This is a genomic window from Aeromonas sp. 603079 (assembly GCF_049172135.1).
Taxonomy (GTDB): Bacteria; Pseudomonadota; Gammaproteobacteria; order Enterobacterales; family Aeromonadaceae; genus Aeromonas; species Aeromonas veronii.
In genome coordinates this window covers 44,927-64,819 of the sequence record NZ_JAAKPX010000019.1, presented here as the reverse complement: position 1 = coordinate 64,819, position 19,893 = coordinate 44,927, and the positions used below count along the sequence as shown (strand labels likewise).

General features: G+C 60.0%; 17 protein-coding genes and 1 other RNA gene. 16 read left to right on the top strand and 2 right to left on the bottom strand.

Translation table 11 applies throughout. The features are described from left to right. Position 1: 1 nt before the first annotated feature. Positions 2–373, bottom strand: a complete 372-nt coding sequence (locus G5287_RS14950) for a YraN family protein (RefSeq protein WP_322112865.1) — start codon at positions 371–373, stop codon at positions 2–4. After that, positions 315–2,102 (bottom strand): penicillin-binding protein activator, encoded by a 1,788-nt coding sequence (locus G5287_RS14945; RefSeq protein ID WP_421231508.1) that lies wholly within the window; start codon positions 2,100–2,102, stop codon positions 315–317. The genes G5287_RS14950 and G5287_RS14945 overlap by 59 nt, the downstream gene beginning before the upstream one ends. Before the next feature lie 199 nt (positions 2,103–2,301). Here G5287_RS14945 and rsmI point away from each other — a divergent pair, with 199 nt between their 5' ends. The 16 genes from rsmI (at position 2,302) to ftsZ (ending at position 19,874) form a co-directional block, all read left to right on the top strand. After that, positions 2,302–3,135 (top strand): 16S rRNA (cytidine(1402)-2'-O)-methyltransferase, encoded by an 834-nt coding sequence (gene rsmI, locus G5287_RS14940; protein ID WP_047438714.1) that lies wholly within the window; start codon positions 2,302–2,304, stop codon positions 3,133–3,135. Positions 3,136–3,290: 155 nt separating this feature from the next. Then, positions 3,291–3,677: RNase P RNA component class A (rnpB, locus tag G5287_RS14935), an RNA gene on the top strand. Between the two features lie 442 nt (positions 3,678–4,119). Then, complete coding sequence (mraZ, locus tag G5287_RS14930) at positions 4,120–4,578, top strand: division/cell wall cluster transcriptional repressor MraZ (protein ID WP_013723406.1); 459 nt, start codon at positions 4,120–4,122, stop codon at positions 4,576–4,578. Further along, a complete protein-coding gene (rsmH, locus tag G5287_RS14925) occupies positions 4,579–5,517 on the top strand; it encodes a 16S rRNA (cytosine(1402)-N(4))-methyltransferase RsmH (RefSeq protein ID WP_421223119.1) in 939 nt (312 codons plus the stop codon). It begins immediately after the preceding gene. A 3-nt stretch (positions 5,518–5,520) separates the two neighbouring features. Beyond that, positions 5,521–5,835, top strand: coding sequence for a cell division protein FtsL (gene ftsL / locus G5287_RS14920; RefSeq protein WP_216952213.1), 315 nt, complete (start codon positions 5,521–5,523; stop codon positions 5,833–5,835). After that, complete coding sequence (locus tag G5287_RS14915) at positions 5,832–7,586, top strand: penicillin-binding transpeptidase domain-containing protein (protein WP_216952212.1); 1,755 nt, start codon at positions 5,832–5,834, stop codon at positions 7,584–7,586. The genes ftsL and G5287_RS14915 overlap by 4 nt, the downstream gene beginning before the upstream one ends. Further along, positions 7,519–9,051, top strand: a complete 1,533-nt coding sequence (murE, locus tag G5287_RS14910) for a UDP-N-acetylmuramoyl-L-alanyl-D-glutamate--2,6-diaminopimelate ligase (RefSeq protein ID WP_421231507.1) — start codon at positions 7,519–7,521, stop codon at positions 9,049–9,051. Before G5287_RS14915 ends, murE begins: the two co-directional genes overlap by 68 nt. Next, positions 9,048–10,403, top strand: a complete 1,356-nt coding sequence (locus tag G5287_RS14905; RefSeq protein ID WP_421172511.1) for a UDP-N-acetylmuramoyl-tripeptide--D-alanyl-D-alanine ligase — start codon at positions 9,048–9,050, stop codon at positions 10,401–10,403. Before murE ends, G5287_RS14905 begins: the two co-directional genes overlap by 4 nt. Next, positions 10,397–11,479: a phospho-N-acetylmuramoyl-pentapeptide-transferase gene (gene mraY / locus G5287_RS14900; RefSeq protein ID WP_005341701.1), complete on the top strand. Its 1,083-nt coding sequence runs from the start codon at positions 10,397–10,399 to the stop codon at positions 11,477–11,479. Before G5287_RS14905 ends, mraY begins: the two co-directional genes overlap by 7 nt. A 4-nt stretch (positions 11,480–11,483) precedes the next feature. Beyond that, positions 11,484–12,767: a UDP-N-acetylmuramoyl-L-alanine--D-glutamate ligase gene (murD, locus tag G5287_RS14895; RefSeq protein ID WP_421172510.1), complete on the top strand. Its 1,284-nt coding sequence runs from the start codon at positions 11,484–11,486 to the stop codon at positions 12,765–12,767. Next, complete coding sequence (gene ftsW, locus G5287_RS14890; protein WP_421172509.1) at positions 12,764–13,945, top strand: cell division protein FtsW; 1,182 nt, start codon at positions 12,764–12,766, stop codon at positions 13,943–13,945. The genes murD and ftsW overlap by 4 nt, the downstream gene beginning before the upstream one ends. Continuing rightward, positions 13,945–15,027: an undecaprenyldiphospho-muramoylpentapeptide beta-N-acetylglucosaminyltransferase gene (gene murG / locus G5287_RS14885; protein WP_421172508.1), complete on the top strand. Its 1,083-nt coding sequence runs from the start codon at positions 13,945–13,947 to the stop codon at positions 15,025–15,027. The genes ftsW and murG overlap by 1 nt, the downstream gene beginning before the upstream one ends. A 111-nt stretch (positions 15,028–15,138) precedes the next feature. Then, the gene (gene murC / locus G5287_RS14880) at positions 15,139–16,593 is read left to right on the top strand and encodes a UDP-N-acetylmuramate--L-alanine ligase (protein WP_005336150.1); all 1,455 of its coding nucleotides are present in this window, start codon (positions 15,139–15,141) and stop codon (positions 16,591–16,593) included. Positions 16,594–16,690: 97 nt separating this feature from the next. Then, positions 16,691–17,443 carry a cell division protein FtsQ/DivIB gene (locus G5287_RS14875; protein ID WP_421172507.1) on the top strand — a complete coding sequence of 251 codons (753 nt, stop codon included), beginning with the start codon at positions 16,691–16,693 and terminating at the stop codon, positions 17,441–17,443. Next, positions 17,424–18,683, top strand: a complete 1,260-nt coding sequence (ftsA, locus tag G5287_RS14870; protein WP_005336148.1) for a cell division protein FtsA — start codon at positions 17,424–17,426, stop codon at positions 18,681–18,683. The genes G5287_RS14875 and ftsA overlap by 20 nt, the downstream gene beginning before the upstream one ends. A 39-nt stretch (positions 18,684–18,722) precedes the next feature. Next, a complete protein-coding gene (gene ftsZ / locus G5287_RS14865; RefSeq protein ID WP_005336147.1) occupies positions 18,723–19,874 on the top strand; it encodes a cell division protein FtsZ in 1,152 nt (383 codons plus the stop codon). Positions 19,875–19,893: the final 19 nt, after the last annotated feature.

The following is a 19,893-nucleotide window of genomic DNA, read 5'->3' as shown; positions in this document are numbered from 1 at the left end:
CTTAAAATGCGTTCTGGATCCAGGCTGGCTGGTCACCCTCGAACGCAATCACATCGAATCGGCAGGCCTGATTGGCCTCGTTGATGGCATGTTGCTTCAAATAGTGGCGCGCTGCCAGCATGATCTTGCGCTGTTTGCTATGGGTGACCGAGCTGGCGGCCCCGCCATGGCTGCCGGTGGCCCGGTAGCGCACCTCAACAAACACCAGGGTCTGGCCCTGGTGCATGATGAGATCTATTTCACCGCCACGACAGCGGTAGTTGCGAGCTACCGGTTGCAGGCCCTGGGCCTGCAACCAGCGTTCAGCGACTTGTTCAAAGTGCTGTCCCTTGCTCGTTGGTGAGGGGAACAGGCTCGGCAACTGCTGGCGCATCCGTTTCCATAGTTCCTTCATTGGAGGGCTCCTCCAGTTGCTGAACGGCGTTCTCGTCGACCAGTTTGCCGTTCTGGTAAGTACCCCAGCTCAGCATCCGCACGATATTGCCCTGGGCATCCACGCTCAGCTGACCACTCATGCCGGCCTGCTGCATGCCACCCACCTTGCGCATCTGCTGCAGGTTCTCAGCCAGGCTGACGGCATCGTAGCCCATGGCAAACAGACGCAGCAGGTCACCCTGGGTCTGCGGCCAGAGCAGGGCGATCTGCTCGCGCTGTTTCTCGTAGCCGCCCAGCAGCAGCGGCATATCGGCGATATGCATGCCGTTGAGCTCGGAGGCGACCTCGGTGGCTGCGCTGTCGTAGCCGCGGGAGCTGGTGTAGATGGGCAGGCTGCCCATCGGATTGACCGAGACATCCACGTAGGGCTTGATCATCCGGGTTTCCAGGCTGTTGGCCACCACATAAACGGCATCGATGCTGCGCGGTGCGGCATCAGAGAGTTGCACTACTTCGCCAGCACGGGCGGTAGAGCGGCCGCTCAGGGCATTCTTGACCATCCCCTGTACTTCGTTGCGGGCACCGAAGGTGGCAACCACCGGCTTATCCTGGCTCAGGGTGGCCCAGCTCTGCTCGAACGCCTTGATACTGCTGTAACCGATCCGCCCCTGAGCGGCGATCAGCAGCGGTTTGCGGTAGCCCTGGGTGTAGAGGTACTGGGCTGCCTGCGCGGCATCTGCGGCGGCAGAGAGGGAGAAGTAGTAGGTGGTGTCGTTGACGATCGGCTTGTCCAGCTCGTTGAGCGCCAGTACCGGCACGGTCGGATTTGCCTTTAGCAGCTCCTCGACCCGGTCTTTCAGCAGCGGGCCGATGATCATGTCTGCCCCTTCCTGAATCGCCTGCTTATAAAGGTCGCCGGTCGACTTGCTCTGGGTGTCGTAGAAGTTCAGGGTGAATTGCCCCTGATTTTCCTTATAAGACATCAGCATACCGTTACGGATGGCGGCGCCCTGCGGCTCCAGATTGCCGGAGAGGGGCAGCAGCACGGCGATCTGTTGCACCGAGGTGCTGGCAGTGGCCGCCAGATCGCCCAATCCTGCCGGCATATCCTTCTGGGCTGGATGGTTGGGGAAGTCGCGCTTCCAGCCTGCCAGCTGGCGGGCCAGCAGGTTCGGTTGGGCGCCAAACTCGTTGACCAGTGCCGCCAGTCGCAACCAGCCGGTGGTCACATCAGGGGCCGGAGCCTCTTCCAGCGCTTGCAGGGTGGAGGGGGTCATGCTTTTGAGCAACGACCAGATTTGCTGATGGTTGGTCGCCTGCTCGCTCTGATTGAGGTAGGGCTCCAGTGCAATCAACGACTTGGCTGCGCCAAACTTGTTGTTGATGTCGAGTTGCAGCACTACGCGCTGGCGATACCAATCCTTTTGGGTATCGGCATCCAGCAGCACCTCGGGTTTGCCTTCCAGCAGGATCAGCGCCTGATTGGCGTGGCCTTGCGCCAGCAACAGATGGGCTTGCAGCAGTTGCAACTGCGCCTTCTGGGCGGGGTCCTTGGCCTGCTTCTGCAATTGCTGGAACAGTGCCGAGGCTGGTTTGGTCTGGCCCAGTGCCAGATAGCTGCGTGCCGCCAGCATTTGCCAGGTAAAGGCTTCGGCCGGCTTGGCGGGGTCCACCTGCTCAAGATACCACTGGGCATTCTTGGTCAGATTGGAAAACGCAGAGGGCATGCCTGACTGCCCTGACGGTTGATTGGGCTCCGACGCACAGGCTGCGAGCAGTACTGCCGCGAGTATGATGCCGAAGAGTCGTGATACACTTAGCTGCTTTGTAACCCGGTTCAAGTTCATTCCCCGACCAGTGTTGAAGTTCCCCATAGTGTAAACGGGCCAATATGGCGACACAATTGTCGGGGCACTCGGAGATCCCATGAGTGACATCCCAACCCTGTATATAGTCCCCACTCCGATCGGCAATCTGGCGGACATCACCCAGCGTGCATTGGATATTTTACGTAGTGTCGATCTGGTGGCAGCCGAAGATACCCGTCATACCGGTATCCTGCTCAGCCACTACCAAATCTCGGTGCCGACCTTCGCCCTGCACGATCACAACGAGCAGCAGAAAGCCGATGTGCTGATCGGCCGGATCAAAGAGGGCAAGAGTGTTGCGCTGGTCTCCGATGCTGGCACCCCGCTCATCAGCGACCCCGGTTATCACTTGGTCACCCGCTGTCGTGAAGCTGGGGTCAAGGTGGTGCCGCTGCCCGGTCCCTGTGCTGCCATCACGGCTCTGAGCGCGGCCGGTCTGCCCACCGATCGCTTTGCCTTTGAGGGCTTCCTGCCCGCCAAGAGCAAGGGGCGTGACGATCGCCTGCAAGCCGTTATTGAAGACACCCGCTCGCTGGTGTTCTACGAATCCCCGCGCCGTGTGCAGGATACAGTGGAAGCGATTGCTCGCATTCTCGGTGAGCGTCAGGTGGTGGTGTGCCGCGAGCTGACCAAGACCTTCGAGTCGATCCACGGTCTGCCAGCCTCTGAAATGCTGACCTGGCTTGGTGAGGATGACAACCGCTGCCGCGGCGAGATCGTGCTGGTCGTGGCTGGCGCCTCCAAAGAAGAAGAGGATCTGCCCGCCGAGGCGATCCGTACTCTGGGTCTGCTGGTGACCGAACTGCCACTGAAAAAAGCGGCCGCCCTGACCGCCGAGATCCACGGCGTGAAGAAGAATGCCCTCTATAAATACGGTCTCGAGCACTATTGAGTCGGTCAATAGGTCATCAGACTGTTTTTTGACCTGCGCAATCCCCTGTATCGACAATCAGTCAGCCTGTAAACGGGGGCCAAGCGCGATAAATGGCTGTAAACGGGAATTGCCGGTTTACCCCGTACGTATCGCAAGGGTATAATCCGCGCCTCGGAGTTGGCTGGGCAATCGCTGCTTCGTCGTTGTGTCCCTCGGGACAGACGGGCGGAGGGGAGGAAAGTCCGGGCTTCACAGGGCAGGGTGCCAGGTAACGCCTGGGGGGCGCGAGCCTACGACCAGTGCAACAGAGAGCAGACCGCCGATGGCCCGCAAGGGATCAGGTAAGGGTGAAAGGGTGCGGTAAGAGCGCACCGCGCGACTGGCAACAGTTCGTGGCACGGTAAACTCCACCCGAAGCAAGACCAAATAGGCCCCTATTGGCGCGGCCCGCGTTGGGGGCGGGTAGGTTGCTTGAGCCAGCGAGCGATTGCTGGCCTAGAGGAATGATTGCTACCCGGGGCAACCCGGTACAGAACCCGGCTTACAGGCCGACTCCGACCTCATTCCGAAGAGCCCCGCGATTTATCGCGGGGCTCTTTTTTATGCATGAGAAAATATGGCTTCGTTGGCAGGATATTTTCGGCCTTGTCATTTTGAATGAAATTATATGTTTTAAATCAATCGAATAGTTTCGTATTTGGCACGATGGCAGCGATAGATGGTGATAGAACCCAGGATGATTGTTCGCACCCGCATATTGTGTGTGTTCTCAGTTCATTCACTTATTTCAATTAATCACCAGAGCCTAAAGCCAAATAACTTGTGGAAAATCAACCCACTCAATCTGCGGTATGCAAATGCTGCGTCAATATGTTCCCTCTGCCCCATCTCCTTGCTTGAAAAGCCCCCTGCACGTCCTTAAACTTCAAGGTGGGGAAAAGTGGATCAAAGTGGTTTTTAGAGGGGCAATCAGCCTCCTCATTCACCTTCAGGGACAGCAATTTGTTGCGTGGCGCTCATGCCATCAGCCTGGACAGTAAAGGGCGGTTGGCGATTCCGACCAAATTCCGTGACTGGCTGCGCGACGAAAGCGACGGCCAGCTGGTCTGCACCATCGATATTGCCCATCCCTGTCTGCTGCTTTATCCCCTGAACGAGTGGGAAGAGGTCGAGCGCAAGCTAAAGACCCTCTCCAGCATGAATCCTCAAGAGCGCCGTTTGCAGCGCCTGCTGCTGGGACATGCAACTGAATGCGAGCTGGATGGCAATGGCCGTCTGCTGCTCAGTCAGCCACTGCGCAACCATGCGGGGCTGGACAAGAAAATTATGCTGGTGGGCCAGCTCAACAAGTTTGAGTTGTGGGATGAAGCCCGCTGGCAACAACAGGTCAATGACGACATCTTGGGTCTGCCCGGGGACGATTGGGCAAGCTCACCACGACTACAGGATTTCTCTTTATAAATGACCCAAGCCGCTGAACACATCACAGTGCTGCTGCACGAAGCCGTTGAAGGTCTGGCCATCAAGCCGGACGGTGTCTACGTCGACGGTACTTTTGGCCGTGGTGGTCATTCTCGTCTGATCCTGCAGCACCTTGGCCCGAATGGCCGCCTGATCGCCATCGACCGCGACCCGCAGGCGATCGCCGAAGCGGCCAAGATCCAGGATCCCCGCTTCGAAATCGTGCACGGCCCCTTCTCCGGTATCACTCGCTATCTGAGCGATCGTGGTTTGCTTGGCAAGGTGGATGGCTTCCTGCTGGATCTGGGGGTCTCTTCACCCCAACTGGATGATGCCGAGCGCGGCTTCAGCTTTATGAAAGATGGTCCGCTCGATATGCGGATGGACCCCACTTCCGGCCAGAGCGCCGCCGAGTGGCTTGCCAAGGCCGATGTGGATGATATCGCCTGGGTGCTGAAGACCTTCGGTGAGGAGCGCTTTGCCAAGAAGATCGCCCGCGCCATCGTCCACGACCGGGTGACCGAGCCTTACGTGCGTACCCGTCAGCTGGCTGAGATGATTGCCCGGGTCAATCCGAGCAAGGAGAAGGGCAAGCATGCGGCAACCCGCAGTTTCCAGGCCATCCGCATCTATATCAACAGCGAGCTGGACGAGATCGAAACCGTGCTCAACGGTGCATTGGACGTGCTGGCACCACATGGCCGTCTGTCTGTGATCAGCTTCCACTCGCTGGAAGACCGGCTGGTGAAACACTTCATTCGCAAGCACGAGAAGGGGCCTGAAGTGCCCTACGGCATTCCCTTGACCGAGGCCCAGCTGGCTGGCGGTCGCAAATTGAAGTCGGTCGGCAAGGCGCTCAAGCCTTCTGATCATGAGGTCTCTGAAAACACCCGTTCGCGCAGCTCGGTGCTGCGGGTCGCCGAGCGGCTGGCGGAGTAAGCGATGAGCGAAGTACGTGTCCACCTAGCCAAGGAGATCGTTGCCGATCTCTGGCGGCACAAGCTGCAGATTTTTCTGTCGGTTGCCGTACTGGTGACCGCGTTTGCCGTGATCCTGGTGACCAACATGACCCGTGGCCTCACCGCCAAACAGAATGACCTAATGGCGGAAGAGGATCGCCTCAATATCGAATGGCGCCACCTCTTGCTGGAGCAGGGCACTCTGGCGGAACACTCCCGGGTCGCCACGCTGGCCATGGACAAGTTGCAAATGGGTCGCCCTCTGGTGACCACCGAGAAGGTAATTACTCTGCCATGAAACGGAAGGCTACAGCCAAAACCGCTAAAGCGAACGTTAAAGCGCCATCTATCTATCCGTGGCGCTTCCGCACGCTGGTCGTATTCATCGGCATCGCCTTTGTCGGGCTGATCCTCCGTCTGGCCTGGATCCAGGTGATCAATCCGGATCGTCTGCGTCAGGAGGGGGACATGCGCTCTCTGCGAACCACCTCCACCCAGGCGGTGCGCGGCATGATCACCGATCGCAATGGTGAACAGCTGGCTGTTTCCGTTCCGGTCGAGGCGGTCTGGGCCGATCCCAAGACTGTGCACGAGTCCGGTGCTATCCACAATGAGCGGGCTTGGATGGCGCTCTCAGCAGTCCTCAAAATCGATATCAATACTCTCAAGCAACGTATCGCCAACCCCAGCAAGCGCTTCGTCTATCTGCAGCGTCAGGTAACGCCCGCTGTCTCTGAATACATCAAGGGGCTCAAGCTGGGTGGTGTCTATCTGCGTCCCGAGTCGCGCCGCTTCTATCCGACTGGCGAAATCAGTGCCCACCTGGTGGGGGTAACCAACATCGATGGCAACGGGATCGAGGGGATCGAGCGCAGCTACAACGAGTGGCTGACGGCGACACCGGGCGAGATGCGGGTGCGCAAGGACCGGCAGGGCAGGGTCATCGAGCGTCTTGGTATCGTCAAAGAGGGCAAGAACGCCAACGATCTGCAGCTCAGCATCGATCAGCGGGTACAGGCTCTGGCCTATCGGGCGCTCAAGCGAGCAACCGACGAGAACAAGGCAACGTCCGGCTCCATGGTGATGCTGGATATCAAGACCGGCGAAGTGCTCGCCATGGTCAATACCCCCTCCTATAACCCGAACAACCGCGGCCAGTATCAGAGTTTCCGGGTACGCAACCGGGTGGTGACCGATACCTACGAGCCGGGCTCCACAGTCAAGCCGCTGATTTTGCTAAGTGCCTTGCAGGCGGGTGTCACCAGCTGGAAGGATTTCATTCCCGGTGGTCCGCTCTTTATCGGTGCCAAGCAGATCAAGGACGTCAGTATTCACAAGGCGACCAACCTTTACGATATCCTGCGCTACTCCTCCAACATCGGCATGTCGCGCATTGCCCTGCGGATGCCGGCCCAAGAGATGATCAACACCCTCAGTATGTTCGGTTTCGGTATGGATACCGGCAGCGGACTGATGGGCGAGAGCGGTGGTATGTTGCCTCAGCGTCGGCGCTGGTCCGATATCGAGCGGGCGACCCTTTCGTTTGGTTATGGTCTGCGGGTTACCCCGCTGCAACTGGCTTCCGCCTACGCCACCCTGGCCAACAAGGGCAAGCGAGTGCCCATCTCCATCGTCAAGGTGACCACGCCGCCCAAGGGTGAGCAGGTGATCGATCACAACAACGCCTCCGCCATGCTGCAGGCGCTGGAGTACGTAGTCGACAACGCTATTCCCAAGGCCAAGATTCCGGGTTATCGGGTCGGTGGCAAGAGTGGTACCGCCAAGGTCGCAGTTGCCGGAGGCTACGGCAAGGATTACATGGCCTGGTTTGCCGGTTTTGCCCCTGCCAGTAATCCCCGTTTCGTCATGGTGGTGGTGATTAACGAGCCAAAAGGTAGTGCCTACTATGGCGGTGCCGTGGCGACCCCGCCGTTTGCAGAGGCCATGGGCGGGGTACTGCAACTCTTCAATATTCGTCCTGATGCGGTGCCCACAGCGGTGCCCGCCAAACTTGCCCGTACGGAGGCTCCTCTTGTCCCGCGCACTTGATGCATTACTGCGCCCCTTCGGTATTCAGGCGCCGGCGCTCACTCTGACCGATATCCAGCTGGATAGTCGGCGGGTCAGGCCCGGCACGCTCTTCGTGGCCATTTGCGGTCATCAGGTGGATGGCAGACGGTTTATCGAGCAGGCGGTGGCTCAGGGAGCGACCGCTGTTGTGTTTGAGGAGGATGGTGAATTTATCCCACCATCGACTCCGGTTCCCTGTATCGGGATGCGGGATCTGCCCGCTCACCTCTCTGCTCTTGCGGGCTATTTCTACGATCAGCCAGCCCAAAAATTGGATCTGGTCGGGGTCACCGGCACCAACGGCAAGAGCACTACGGCACTGCTGGTCGCCAACTGGCGCACCCTGCTGGGTGGCAAGGCGGGTGTGATGGGGACCATCGGCAACGGCCTGTTTGGCAATTTGATCGAAGCGGAAAATACCACCGGCAGCGCCGTGCAGGTGCAAGCCAATCTGGCTGCGCTGCAAGCGCAGGAGGCGGATCTGGTGGCGATGGAGGTCTCCAGCCATGGTCTGGTGCAGCATCGTGTTGCCGCACTGCCTTTTGCCGCTGCCGTTTTCACCAACCTGAGCCGGGATCACCTCGATTATCACGGCACCATGGAAGCCTATGGTGCGGCCAAAGAGCAGTTGCTGCAGCTGGTCGATGAGTCGAATGCGGTGATCAACCGCGATGACGAGTTGGGTGCCAAGTGGCTCGGAAAATACCCGGCAGCGGTGGCGTTTAGCGTTAATGGCCCGATTGAACACCATTCTGGCCGTCAATTAACGGCGCAGCAGCTCGATTTTCACCAGCAAGGTTTTCGCGCGCAGATTAACTCCAGCTGGGGGAATGGTGTATTATCCGCCCCCTTGCTCGGGCGCTTCAACGTCAGCAATGTGCTGGCCGCGATGGGCGTGATGCTGGTGCTCGGTTACGACTTCCACGAGCTGCTGGCAACGGCCCCGAAATTGCAGCCGGTAACCGGTCGCATGGAGTGCTTTGGCGGTGGTGATACGCCGCTGGCGGTGGTCGATTACGCCCACACCCCGGACGCTCTGGAGAAGGCATTGCAGGCCCTGCGGGTGCACTGCACAGGGCAGCTCTGGTGTCTGGTTGGTTGTGGTGGCGACCGCGATCGCGGCAAGCGCCCCATGATGGCCGCCATGGCCGAGCAGTATGCGGATCGCGTGATCCTGACCGACGACAATCCCCGTACCGAGGAGCCGGCCCGGATCATGGCCGACATGGTGGCGGGTCTTCGCGATCCTGCTGCGGTGCAGGTGGAGCACGACCGGGTCAAGGCGATTGCGCTGGCCATCGGTCAGGCGAGCAAACAGGACATCATCCTGGTGGCCGGTAAGGGTCACGAGGATTATCAGATCATTGGAACCGACAAGCGGCACTACAGCGACCGGGAAACCGTTGCGGCCGCCTTGCACACATTATTGGAGTCATTCAAATGATGACCCTCAGGCTTGCCGAGCTGGCTCAGGTACTCGATGCCCGTCTGATTGGTAACGATGGCGAGATCAGCGTCGTCAGTACCGACACCCGTACTCTGGGCGCGGGTGCCCTGTTCGTTGCCCTGCGCGGCGAGCGCTTCGATGCCCACGATTTTTGCGAGCAGGCCGTTCAGGCAGGGGCCTCTGCCCTGCTGGTCGAGCGTGAGCTGCCGCTGGCCATCCCCCAGCTGGTGGTGACCGACAGTCTGAAAGGACTGGGCCGACTCGGCAAGCTGGTACGCGAGCGCATCAACCCGAAAGTGCTGGCCATTACCGGCAGCTGCGGCAAGACCACGGTGAAGGAGATGGCAACCGCCATCCTGCGCAACGAAGGGGAAGTGCTGGCCACCGCTGGCAACTTCAACAACGAGGTGGGCGTGCCGCTCACCCTGCTGCGCCTCGAGCCGCAACACCGGTTTGCAGTGATGGAGCTGGGTGCCAACCATCCGGGCGAGATCGCCTGGACTACCTCGCTGGCCAAACCCGATGCCGCCATCATCAACAACGTGGCGGCGGCCCATCTGGAGGGCTTCGGCTCGCTGGAAGGTGTGTTCCACGCCAAGAGCGAAATTTTTGAGGGGCTGAGCGAGGGCGGCACGGCCATCGTCAACGCCGACAACGAATTCTGGCCGAAGTGGCGGGAACGCGGCATTCAGTGCGCCTTCTCCATCGACGATCAGAGCCAGCCGTTCCACGCGCGCAACCTTGTGCTCAACGAACAAGGCTGCGCCGAGTTCGTGATGGTGACCCCGCAGGGTGAGCTGAGCCTGACTCTGGCGATCCCGGGTCGCCACAACGTGGCCAATGCGCTGGCTGCTGCTGCCGGTACCCTGGCACTCGGTGCTTCTCTGGCCTCGGTCAAAGCCGGTCTGGAGCAGATGGCTCCGGTCAAGGGACGCTTCTGTGTTCAGCACTGGGGCGGTCTGACCCTGGTGGATGATACCTACAACGCCAGCGTGGAGTCCGTGCTGGCGGGCATCGATGCCTTGACCGCCATGAGCGGCTTTAAGGTGCTGGTGTTTGGCGACATGCGGGAACTGGGTGAGGAGTCTGCCGAGCAACATGCCCGGGTTGGCCGTCATGCCCGCGAGTGCGGTCTGGATGCCGTGCTGACAGTAGGGGAACATAGTCGCTATACCGCAGATGCCGCGGCTGGCCGACATTTCGATAACAAGGCGTCGTTGTTTGAAGTGCTTGCGCAAATGATAAATACACATCAGGAAATTTCGATTCTGGTCAAGGGTGCCCGTGGCTCCCGCATGGAAGATATCGTCGAGATGGTCAAAGGCCATCAGGAGTCAGCCACATGCTAGTCTGGCTGGCCGAACTGCTCACCCCGCACTTCACCTTCTTCAACGTCTTCTCCTACCTGACGTTTCGCGCCATCCTGTCGATCATTACCGGTCTGGGAGTTGCGCTCTGGATGGGGCCGCGCCTCATTCGTCGCCTGCAGATCCTGAAGTTCGGTCAGGTGATCCGCAACGATGGTCCCGAGTCCCACCTCAGCAAGCGGGGCACTCCGACCATGGGTGGTCTGATGATCATTGCTGCGATTTTCACGTCTGTGCTGCTCTGGTGCCGCCTCGACAACCCCTATGTCTGGCTGGTGCTGTTTGTGCTGGGTGCCTATGGCGCCATCGGCTTTGCCGACGACTACCTTAAGGTGGTGCGCAAGAATACCGACGGCCTGATCGCCCGCTGGAAGTACTTCTGGCAATCCGCCGTTGCGCTGGGAGTGGCTGTATTCCTCTACGCCACGGCCACCCATGATGGTCAGACCCAGCTGGTGGTGCCCTTCCTCAAGGATGTGATGCCGCAACTTGGCCTGATGTTTATCCTGCTCACCTATTTCGTCATTGTTGGTACCTCCAACGCGGTCAACCTGACCGATGGTCTGGATGGCTTGGCCATCATGCCGACCGTGATGGTGGCGGGCGGCTTTGCGTTTATCGCCTGGGCAACCGGCAACGTCAACTTCGCCAGTTACCTGCATATTCCCTATGTTCCCTATACCTCCGAGCTAGTGATCGTCTGTACTGCCATCGTCGGGGCAGGTCTGGGCTTTCTCTGGTTCAACACCTATCCGGCACAGGTCTTCATGGGGGACGTCGGTTCCCTGGCATTGGGCGGCGCGCTCGGCACCATCGCCGTGCTGGTACGCCAGGAGTTCCTGCTGGTGATCATGGGCGGTGTCTTCGTGATGGAGACTGTCTCGGTGATCCTGCAGGTGGGGTCTTACAAGCTGCGCGGCGTGCGGATCTTCCGCATGGCGCCGATCCATCACCACTACGAGAAGAAGGGCTGGCCGGAGCCGCGCGTTATCGTGCGTTTCTGGATCATCACCCTCGTGCTGGTGCTGCTGGGTCTTGCCACCCTGAAGGTGAGGTAAGGCCATGGTCATCGTTATCGGACTCGGCAAAACCGGACTCTCCTGCGTCGACTACTTCCTCGGCCGTGGTGTCACCCCACTGGTGATGGACACTCGCGCCAACCCGCCCGGCAAGGATCAACTACCTGCCGAGGTGGAACTCATTTACGGGCTGGATGGTGAGCGACTCAAACAGGCGCATATGATCGTCGCGAGCCCGGGCATTGCCCTGGCTACCCCTGAATTGAAAGCGGCTGCCGAATGTGGTGTGCAGATCGTCGGCGATATCGAGTTGTTCGTTCGCGAGACCGAGACACCGGTCATCGCCATCACAGGTTCCAATGGCAAGAGCACTGTCACGACCCTGGTGGGTGAGATGATTGCCGAAGCCGGGCTCAAGGTGGGCGTGGGCGGCAATATCGGTACGCCTGCGCTGGAGCTGCTCAAGCAGCCGATGGATCTCTGCGTACTGGAGCTCTCCAGCTTCCAGCTGGAGACCACTCACAGTTTGCGTGCTGCTGCCTCTGTGGTGCTGAACCTCTCTGAAGATCACATGGATCGCTATCAGGGTATGGCCGACTACCGCGCCGCCAAGATGGAGATCCATCAGCACTCCAAACACATTCTGGTCAATCGCGACGATCCCCAGACTTTGCCCGATGTGGGTCAGGTGTGGCAGAGCTTCGGTCTTGACTGCAATGGCTATGGCCGCTGCCTGCTGGATGGCCGCTACTGGTTGACCCTGCACGGCGAGCCGCTGCTGGCGGTGGACGAGATGAAGATCGTCGGTGCCCACAATCAGGCCAACGCGCTGGCCGCCATGGCGCTGTGCGATGCGGTCGGCATTCCCCGCGCTGCCCAGCTCACCGTGCTGCGCCGCTTTGAAGGCTTGCCCCACCGTGCCCGTTTCGTGCGCGAAGTGAACGGGGTGCGCTGGATCAACGACTCCAAAGCCACCAACGTGGGAGCTACGCTAGCTGCCGTTGCCGGTGTGCGCGAGTCGGTCAAGGGGCGCCTGTTGCTGCTGGCCGGTGGTCAGGGCAAGGGGCAGGATTTTGGCCCGATCCAGGCGCTTCTGGGCAACCAGATCGATCACATGTACTGCTTCGGTCAGGATGCCGAGGTGCTGCTGGCGCTGGGCGAGCAGACCGAACGGGTGGCCGACCTGGCCACTGCGGTTGCCAAGGCGGCTGCCGATGCCAAGCCCGGTGACTGGGTGCTGCTGGCGCCAGCCTGTGCCAGCCTCGATCAGTTCAAGTCGTTCGAGGTGCGTGGCGATCGCTTTACCGAGATGGTGATGGCGCTATGAATGTCCTTCGCGCAGCCGCAGGTCTGTTCCAGCGCTGGCTATTGCCGGCGCGCCCTGCCGGCCTCTATGACCGGCAGTTGGTGTTGCTGGCGCTCTCCCTGATGGCGGTCGGGGTGGTGATCGTGGCATCAGCCTCGATCCCGGAGGGGATCTCCCTGGGGGATGATCCCTTCATGTTTGTGAAGCGTCACGCCATGTTTCTGGTGATGGCGCTCGGTATCTCCTGGTTTGTGTTGCAGGTGCCGATGGCGCGCTGGCAGGAGTACAACGGACCCATGCTGTTGCTGGCCATTCTGCTGCTGGTACTGGTGCTGGTGGTCGGGCGCAATGTCAACGGTGCGGTGCGCTGGCTGCCACTGGGCCCCTTCAACCTGCAGCCGGCCGAGTTTGGCAAGCTGGCCCTATTCGTCTATCTAGCCGGTTATCTGGTGCGGCGTCAGAACGAGGTGCGTGAAGCCTGGCTTGGCTTCCTGAAGCCCTTGGCAGTATTCGGGGTGTTGGCGATCCTGTTGCTGCTGCAACCGGATCTGGGGTCGACCGTGGTGATGTTCGTCACCTCGTTCGGCATGCTGTTTCTGGCTGGCGCCAAACTGTGGCAGTTCATGATCCTTATCGGTGGCGGTCTTGGTGGGGTGATCATGCTGATCATCGTCGAGCCATACCGGATGCGTCGGGTGACCTCTTTTATGGATCCCTGGGCCGATCCGTTTGGCAGTGGCTACCAGTTGACCCAGTCGCTGATGGCGTTTGGCCGTGGCAGCTGGTTTGGCGAAGGGCTCGGCAACTCCATCCAGAAGATGGAGTACCTGCCGGAAGCGCATACCGACTTCGTGTTTGCGATCCTCGGCGAAGAGCTGGGTTACGTCGGGGTACTGGGCGCCCTGTGTCTCATCTTTGCGTTGGCGATCAAGGCGTTGAAGCTGGGGCATCGCGCCCTGCAAGCCGACCGCCTCTATGATGGCTATCTGGCTATCGGTATCGGCATCTGGTTCAGTTTCCAGACTTTCGTCAACGTTGGCGCAGCCAGCGGCATGATGCCGACCAAGGGGTTGACCCTGCCGCTGGTCAGTTACGGTGGCTCGAGTCTCATCATCATGACAGTGGCGGTGAGCATGTTGATTCGAATCGATTTTGAGTTGCGTCAGGCGACTGCCCAGGCGCGCGTGCGGGAGGTTTAGTGAGCAAGACTCTGTTGGTGATGGCAGGTGGTACCGGGGGGCATGTCTTTCCCGGTCTGGCCGTGGCCGATCGCCTGAAGGCCCAGGGCTGGACTGTCCACTGGCTCGGCACTGCCGACCGGATGGAGGCGGAACTGGTGCCAGCCCACGGTTATCCCATCTCCTTCATCGATATTCAGGGGGTGCGTGGCAACGGCATCAAGCGACTGCTGGTGGCGCCCTATCGCATCGTCAAATCGATCCTGCAGGCGCGTCAGGTACTCAAGACCGTTCGTCCTGATGTGGTGCTCGGCATGGGCGGTTTTGCTTCCGGCCCGGGTGGCGTGGCTGCCTGGTTCTCCGGCATCCCGCTGCTGCTCCATGAGCAGAATGCCGCTGCCGGCATGACCAACAAGCTGCTGGCCCGTATCGCCAGGCGGGTGTTGATGGCATTTCCGGGCGCCTTCGCGCCGAGCCGCCGTACCGCCGTGGTAGGCAATCCGGTGCGTCCCGAAGTGGTCGCCCTGCCGGATCCGCAGCTTCGCAGCGAAGCCGAGCCGCTGCATCTGCTGATCGTCGGTGGCAGCCTGGGTGCCCGGGTGCTCAACCAGCAGGTACCCGCTGCGGTGGCGGCGGCTGGTGTGCCTATCGAGGTGCGTCACCAGTGTGGCAAGGGCAATGCCGAGACGGTGTCTGCTGCCTATGCCCAGCACGGCATCAATGCCGAGGTGAGTGAATTTATCAAGGATATGGCCAGCGCCTACGCCTGGGCCGACCTGGTGGTCTGCCGTGCCGGTGCCCTGACCGTTTCCGAAGTGGCTGCCGCCGGTGTGGCCGCCATTTTCGTGCCATTGCCCCATGCGGTGGATGATCACCAGACCCGTAACGCCTTGACCCTGGTCGACGGCGGTGCAGCCGAGTTTCTGCCCCAGTCCGAGCTGAATACCGCATCGCTGGCGGCGCGCCTGACCTGGTTGGCTGGTCGCCGGGAGACCCTGTTTAACATGGCGAAAGCGGCTCGCCGCGTCGCTATCACCGATGCGGCCGAGCGGGTTGCAGATGAGTGCAAACAGCTCGCAACCGGGCAGCGTGGTAAAGATTAATGAGCAAGGTTGCAGTGGTGACACCGTGCAACCTTGTACCTGTATGTATTGATGCCGCTGTGCAGCCGAGCTTTGACGGTACATGGCCTGCGGCAGACTAAAGAGACGATTATGACCAAGGTTGAACTGGCAAAACTGCGTACTGTGATCCCCGAAATGCGCCGCGTGCGTCGCATCCACTTTATCGGCATCGGTGGTGCCGGTATGGGCGGGATCGCCGAAGTGCTTGCCAACGAAGGGTATCAGGTAACGGGTTCGGATCTGGCTCGCAATGCTGTGACTGAACGGTTGGCCGGACTGGGCGCTCACATCTTCGTCGGTCACAGTGCCGAACACGTTGAGGGTGCCAGCGTGGTGGTGGTCTCTACCGCCATCAAGCAGGACAACCCGGAGCTGCTGGCCGCCCGCGAGCTACGTATTCCGGTGGTTCGTCGCGCCGAGATGCTGGCCGAGCTGATGCGTTTCCGCCACGGTATCGCCATCGCCGGTACCCACGGCAAGACCACCACCACCAGTCTGGTGGCGAGTATCTATGCCGAAGCCGACCGCGACCCGACCTTCGTCATCGGTGGCCTGCTCAACAGTGCTGGCACCAATGCCCGCCTGGGCAGCAGCCGCTACCTGATTGCCGAGGCGGACGAGAGCGACGCCTCTTTCCTGCATCTGCAGCCGATGGTCTCTATCGTGACCAACATCGAAGCGGATCACATGGACACCTACGGCGGTGACTTCTCCAAGCTGAAGGCCACCTTCATCGAGTTTCTGCACAATCTGCCCTTCTACGGACTGGCGGTGGTCTGCATCGATGATCCGGTGATCCGTGGCATGTTGCCCGAGATTGCCCGTCCGACCCTGACCTATGGCCTCTCCGACGATGCCGATGTGCAGGTGCTGGATTTTGTCCAGACCACCAACCACAGCTGCTTCCGTGTTCGCCGCAAAGAGGCGGGCGAGCTGCAGGTGACCCTCAATTTGCCGGGTATTCACAACGCATTGAACGCTGCAGCGGCGATAGCTGTCGCGACAGAGGACGGTGTTAGCGACGAGGCCATCATCTCTGCACTGGCCAAATTTGAAGGGGTCGGTCGTCGCTTCCAGCAGTATGGCGAGTTTGAAACCGGTCGCGGCAAGGCGATGCTGGTGGACGATTACGGACACCACCCGAGCGAAGTGAAGGTCACCATCAATGCCGCCCGTGCCGGTTGGCCCGAGAAGCGTCTGGTGATGGTGTTCCAGCCCCACCGTTATACCCGCACCCGCGACCTCTACGAGGACTTCGCCGATGTGCTCTCCAAGGTTGACGTGCTGGTGATGCTGGAGGTTTATGCTGCCGGTGAGGAGCCGATCCCGGGCGCTGATGGACGGGCACTGTGCCGCTCCATTCGCTCGCGTGGCAACCTGGAACCCATCTTCGTCGCTACACCGGATGACGTGCCAGCCGTGCTGGCCGACCTGATCGGCGAGGGGGATTTGGTGCTGACTCAAGGCGCCGGGAACGTCGGGGCACTGGCCCGTCGTCTCGGAGAGATGAAATTGAGCATAGATAGCATGAAATCTGGCGCCTGAGGGCCCAATGAGTATTTTGACCGCCAAGCCGGGGCCTATATAATGGCGAACCGGTCTGTCAAAGGCCGGTTTAGCGCGTTACACGGGGATCGATCGGGTGGAGGCAAGGGCACAGGGGCGCACCAAGGGTGGCTTCATCGCAGGGGTAGCGTTTTTCCTGCTGGTGATATGGGGCTGCTACCGGACGGCGCTGGATGTTAAAGGTTGGCTGACAGATGCCAACCGGTTGCCCATGAGCGAGCTGTTGCTGCAGGGGCAACACCAGTATTTGCAAACTGAAGAGCTGCGGATGGCCGTGCTGGATGGCGCCGAGCTGCGCAACTTCTTCGAATTGGACGTCAATGAATTGCAGGCAAGGCTCAATGCCTTGCCATGGGTGGCCTCGGTATCGGTACGCAAGAAGTGGCCGAACAAGATCAAGGTCTACCTGACGGAACAGGACGTAGCGGCGCGCTGGAACGGCAACCGCTTCGTCAACACCAAGGGCAAGGTGTTCAGCGCCCCGGATCGGGTCAAGACGCCGCTGATGCAGTTGTCGGGGCCGGATGATCAGGCCGCCCGGGTGTTGAAAGAGAGTCGGCAGTACGAGTCGCAACTGGCTGCCAAGGGATACAAGTTGCTGGGGGTGAATCTGACCCCCCGCCATGCCTGGGAACTGACCCTGGATGGCAATATCAAGCTGTTCCTGGGACGCAATGACATTGCGCTCCGGTTGCAGCGGTTTATCGATGCCTTTCCGGTTATCGAACCCCGTGCGCAAGTCGCCTACGTGGATCTTCGATACGACACCGGAATGGCAGTTGGCTGGAAGAAGAGCGAAGAGAAAGTGCATGACCAACACCGCAGATAGGAATTTGATTGTCGGACTGGATATCGGCACAACCAAGGTGGCGGTTCTGGTCGGGGAAGTATTGCCGGACGGTGAACTGAACGTCATCGGTATGGGCAGTCACGCTTCTCGCGGAATGGAGAAGGGCGGGGTCAATGACCTCGACTCCGTGGTCAAGTCACTGCGCCGCGCGGTGGAAGAGGCCGAGATGATGGCAGATTGCCAGATCAGCTCGGTCTATCTGGGGTTGTCCGGCAAGCATATCGACTGCCGCAACGAGACCGGTATGGTGCCCATCTCTGATGAAGAGGTGACGCAGGAGGATGTGGACAACGTGATCCACACCGCCAAGTCAGTTCGCCTCTCCGACGAGCTGCGCGTGCTGCATGTCCTGCCTCAGGAGTTTGCGATCGATTATCAGGAAGGGATCAAGAATCCGGTCGGCCTCTCCGGTGTGCGGATGGCGGCCAAGGTTCACCTGATCACCTGCCACAACGACATGGCTCGCAACATTGAGAAGTGTGTGGAGAAGGTCGGTTTGCGCGTGGATCAACTGATCTTCTCCGCGCTGGCCTCCAGCTATGCCGTGTTGACCGAAGACGAGAAAGAGCTGGGTGTCTGCGTGGTGGACATCGGTGGCGGCACCATGGACATGTCGCTGTTTACCGGCGGTGCCCTGCGCCACACCAAGGTGATCCCGTACGCTGGCAGCACTGTGACCAGCGACATCGCCTATGCCTTCGGCACGCCGCCGCTCGACGCGGAAGCGATCAAGGTGCGCTACGGTTGCGCCCTCGGTCGTCTGGTCAGCAAGGAAGACAATATTGAAGTACCCAGTGTCGGCGGTCGCCCGGCGCGCAGCCTGCAACGGCAGACACTGGCTGAAGTGATTGAGCCCCGTTACACCGAGTTGCTCTCCATGGTGAATGATGAGCTGGTGCGGGTACAAAGCGAGTTGAAAGCGCAGGGGGTCAAGCATCAGCTGGCAGCCGGTGTGGTCTTGACCGGCGGCGCTGCCCAGATTGAAGGCATTGTGGAGTGTGCAGAGCAGATCTTCCAGAGCCAGGTCCGGGTGGGAGAGCCCATGAACATACGTGGTTTGAGTGATTACGTGCAGGCACCGGTGTACTCGACTGCGGTCGGGTTGCTGCAGTACGGCCGCACCCATCAAGCCACAGGTAGCAACAAAGAATATGCCGCCAAGGCAAGCGTCGGTGGCCTGGTCAAACGGGTTAGCAACTGGCTGCGTGGCGAGTTCTAAGAATTTTGCTGAGTCAGGCAAATAAAGCGGAGAGACAACATGTTTGAATTTATGGATAGCCACACTGACGAAGCCGTCATTAAAGTGATCGGTGTAGGTGGCGGCGGCGGTAACGCTGTCGAGCACATGGTTCGTCAAAATATTGAGGGTGTTGAGTTTATTACCGTCAACACCGATGCCCAGGCACTGCGTAACTCCAGCGCCAACACTACCCTGCAGATCGGCGGTGGCATCACCAAGGGTCTGGGTGCCGGAGCCAATCCGGAAGTGGGTCGTGATGCGGCCATGGAAGATCGCGAAGCACTGCGTGAGCTGCTGACCGGTTCCGACATGGTGTTCATCGCCGCCGGTATGGGTGGTGGTACCGGTACCGGTGCTGCGCCGATCGTGGCCGAAGTGGCCCGCGAGATGGGCATCCTGACCGTTGCTGTGGTGACCAAGCCGTTCTCCTTTGAAGGGAAGAAGCGGATGGGCTTCGCTGCGCACGGTATCGAAGAGCTCTCCAAAAATGTTGACTCCCTGATCACCATCCCCAACGACAAGTTGCTGAAGGTGCTGGGTCGCGGTATCTCCCTGCTGGACGCCTTCAAGGCTGCCAACGATGTACTGCTTGGTGCGGTACAGGGCATTGCCGAGCTGATCACCCGTCCGGGCTTGATCAACGTCGACTTCGCGGACGTGCGTACCGTAATGCGCGAAATGGGTACCGCCATGATGGGTACCGGTTCCGCCTCCGGTGATGACCGTGCCGAAGAAGCGGCCGAGAAAGCCATCTCCAGCCCGCTGCTGGAAGACGTGGATCTGGCCGGTGCCCGTGGCATCCTGGTCAACATCACCGCCGGTATGGACATGACCATCGAAGAGTTCGAAACCGTGGGTAACGCGGTCAAGGCCTTCGCTTCCGAGAACGCCACTGTAGTTGTAGGTACCGTAATCGATCCGGAAATGCACGACGAGCTGCGTGTGACCGTGGTTGCTACCGGTATCGGTGCCGAGCGCAAGCCGGACATCACTCTGGTTAAGAGCAGCCAGGTGCAAGAGCGTCCGGTGCGTCAGCCGCTGGTTAGCGACATGATGCAAGGCCGCGTGATGGACGAAGCCCCGGCCAAGGTGGTCAACGCCGAACCGCAAGCCCGTCGTGAACCGGATTACCTGGATATTCCGGCGTTCCTGCGCAAGCAGGCAGACTAAGCCTCTTATGGCTCTTGTT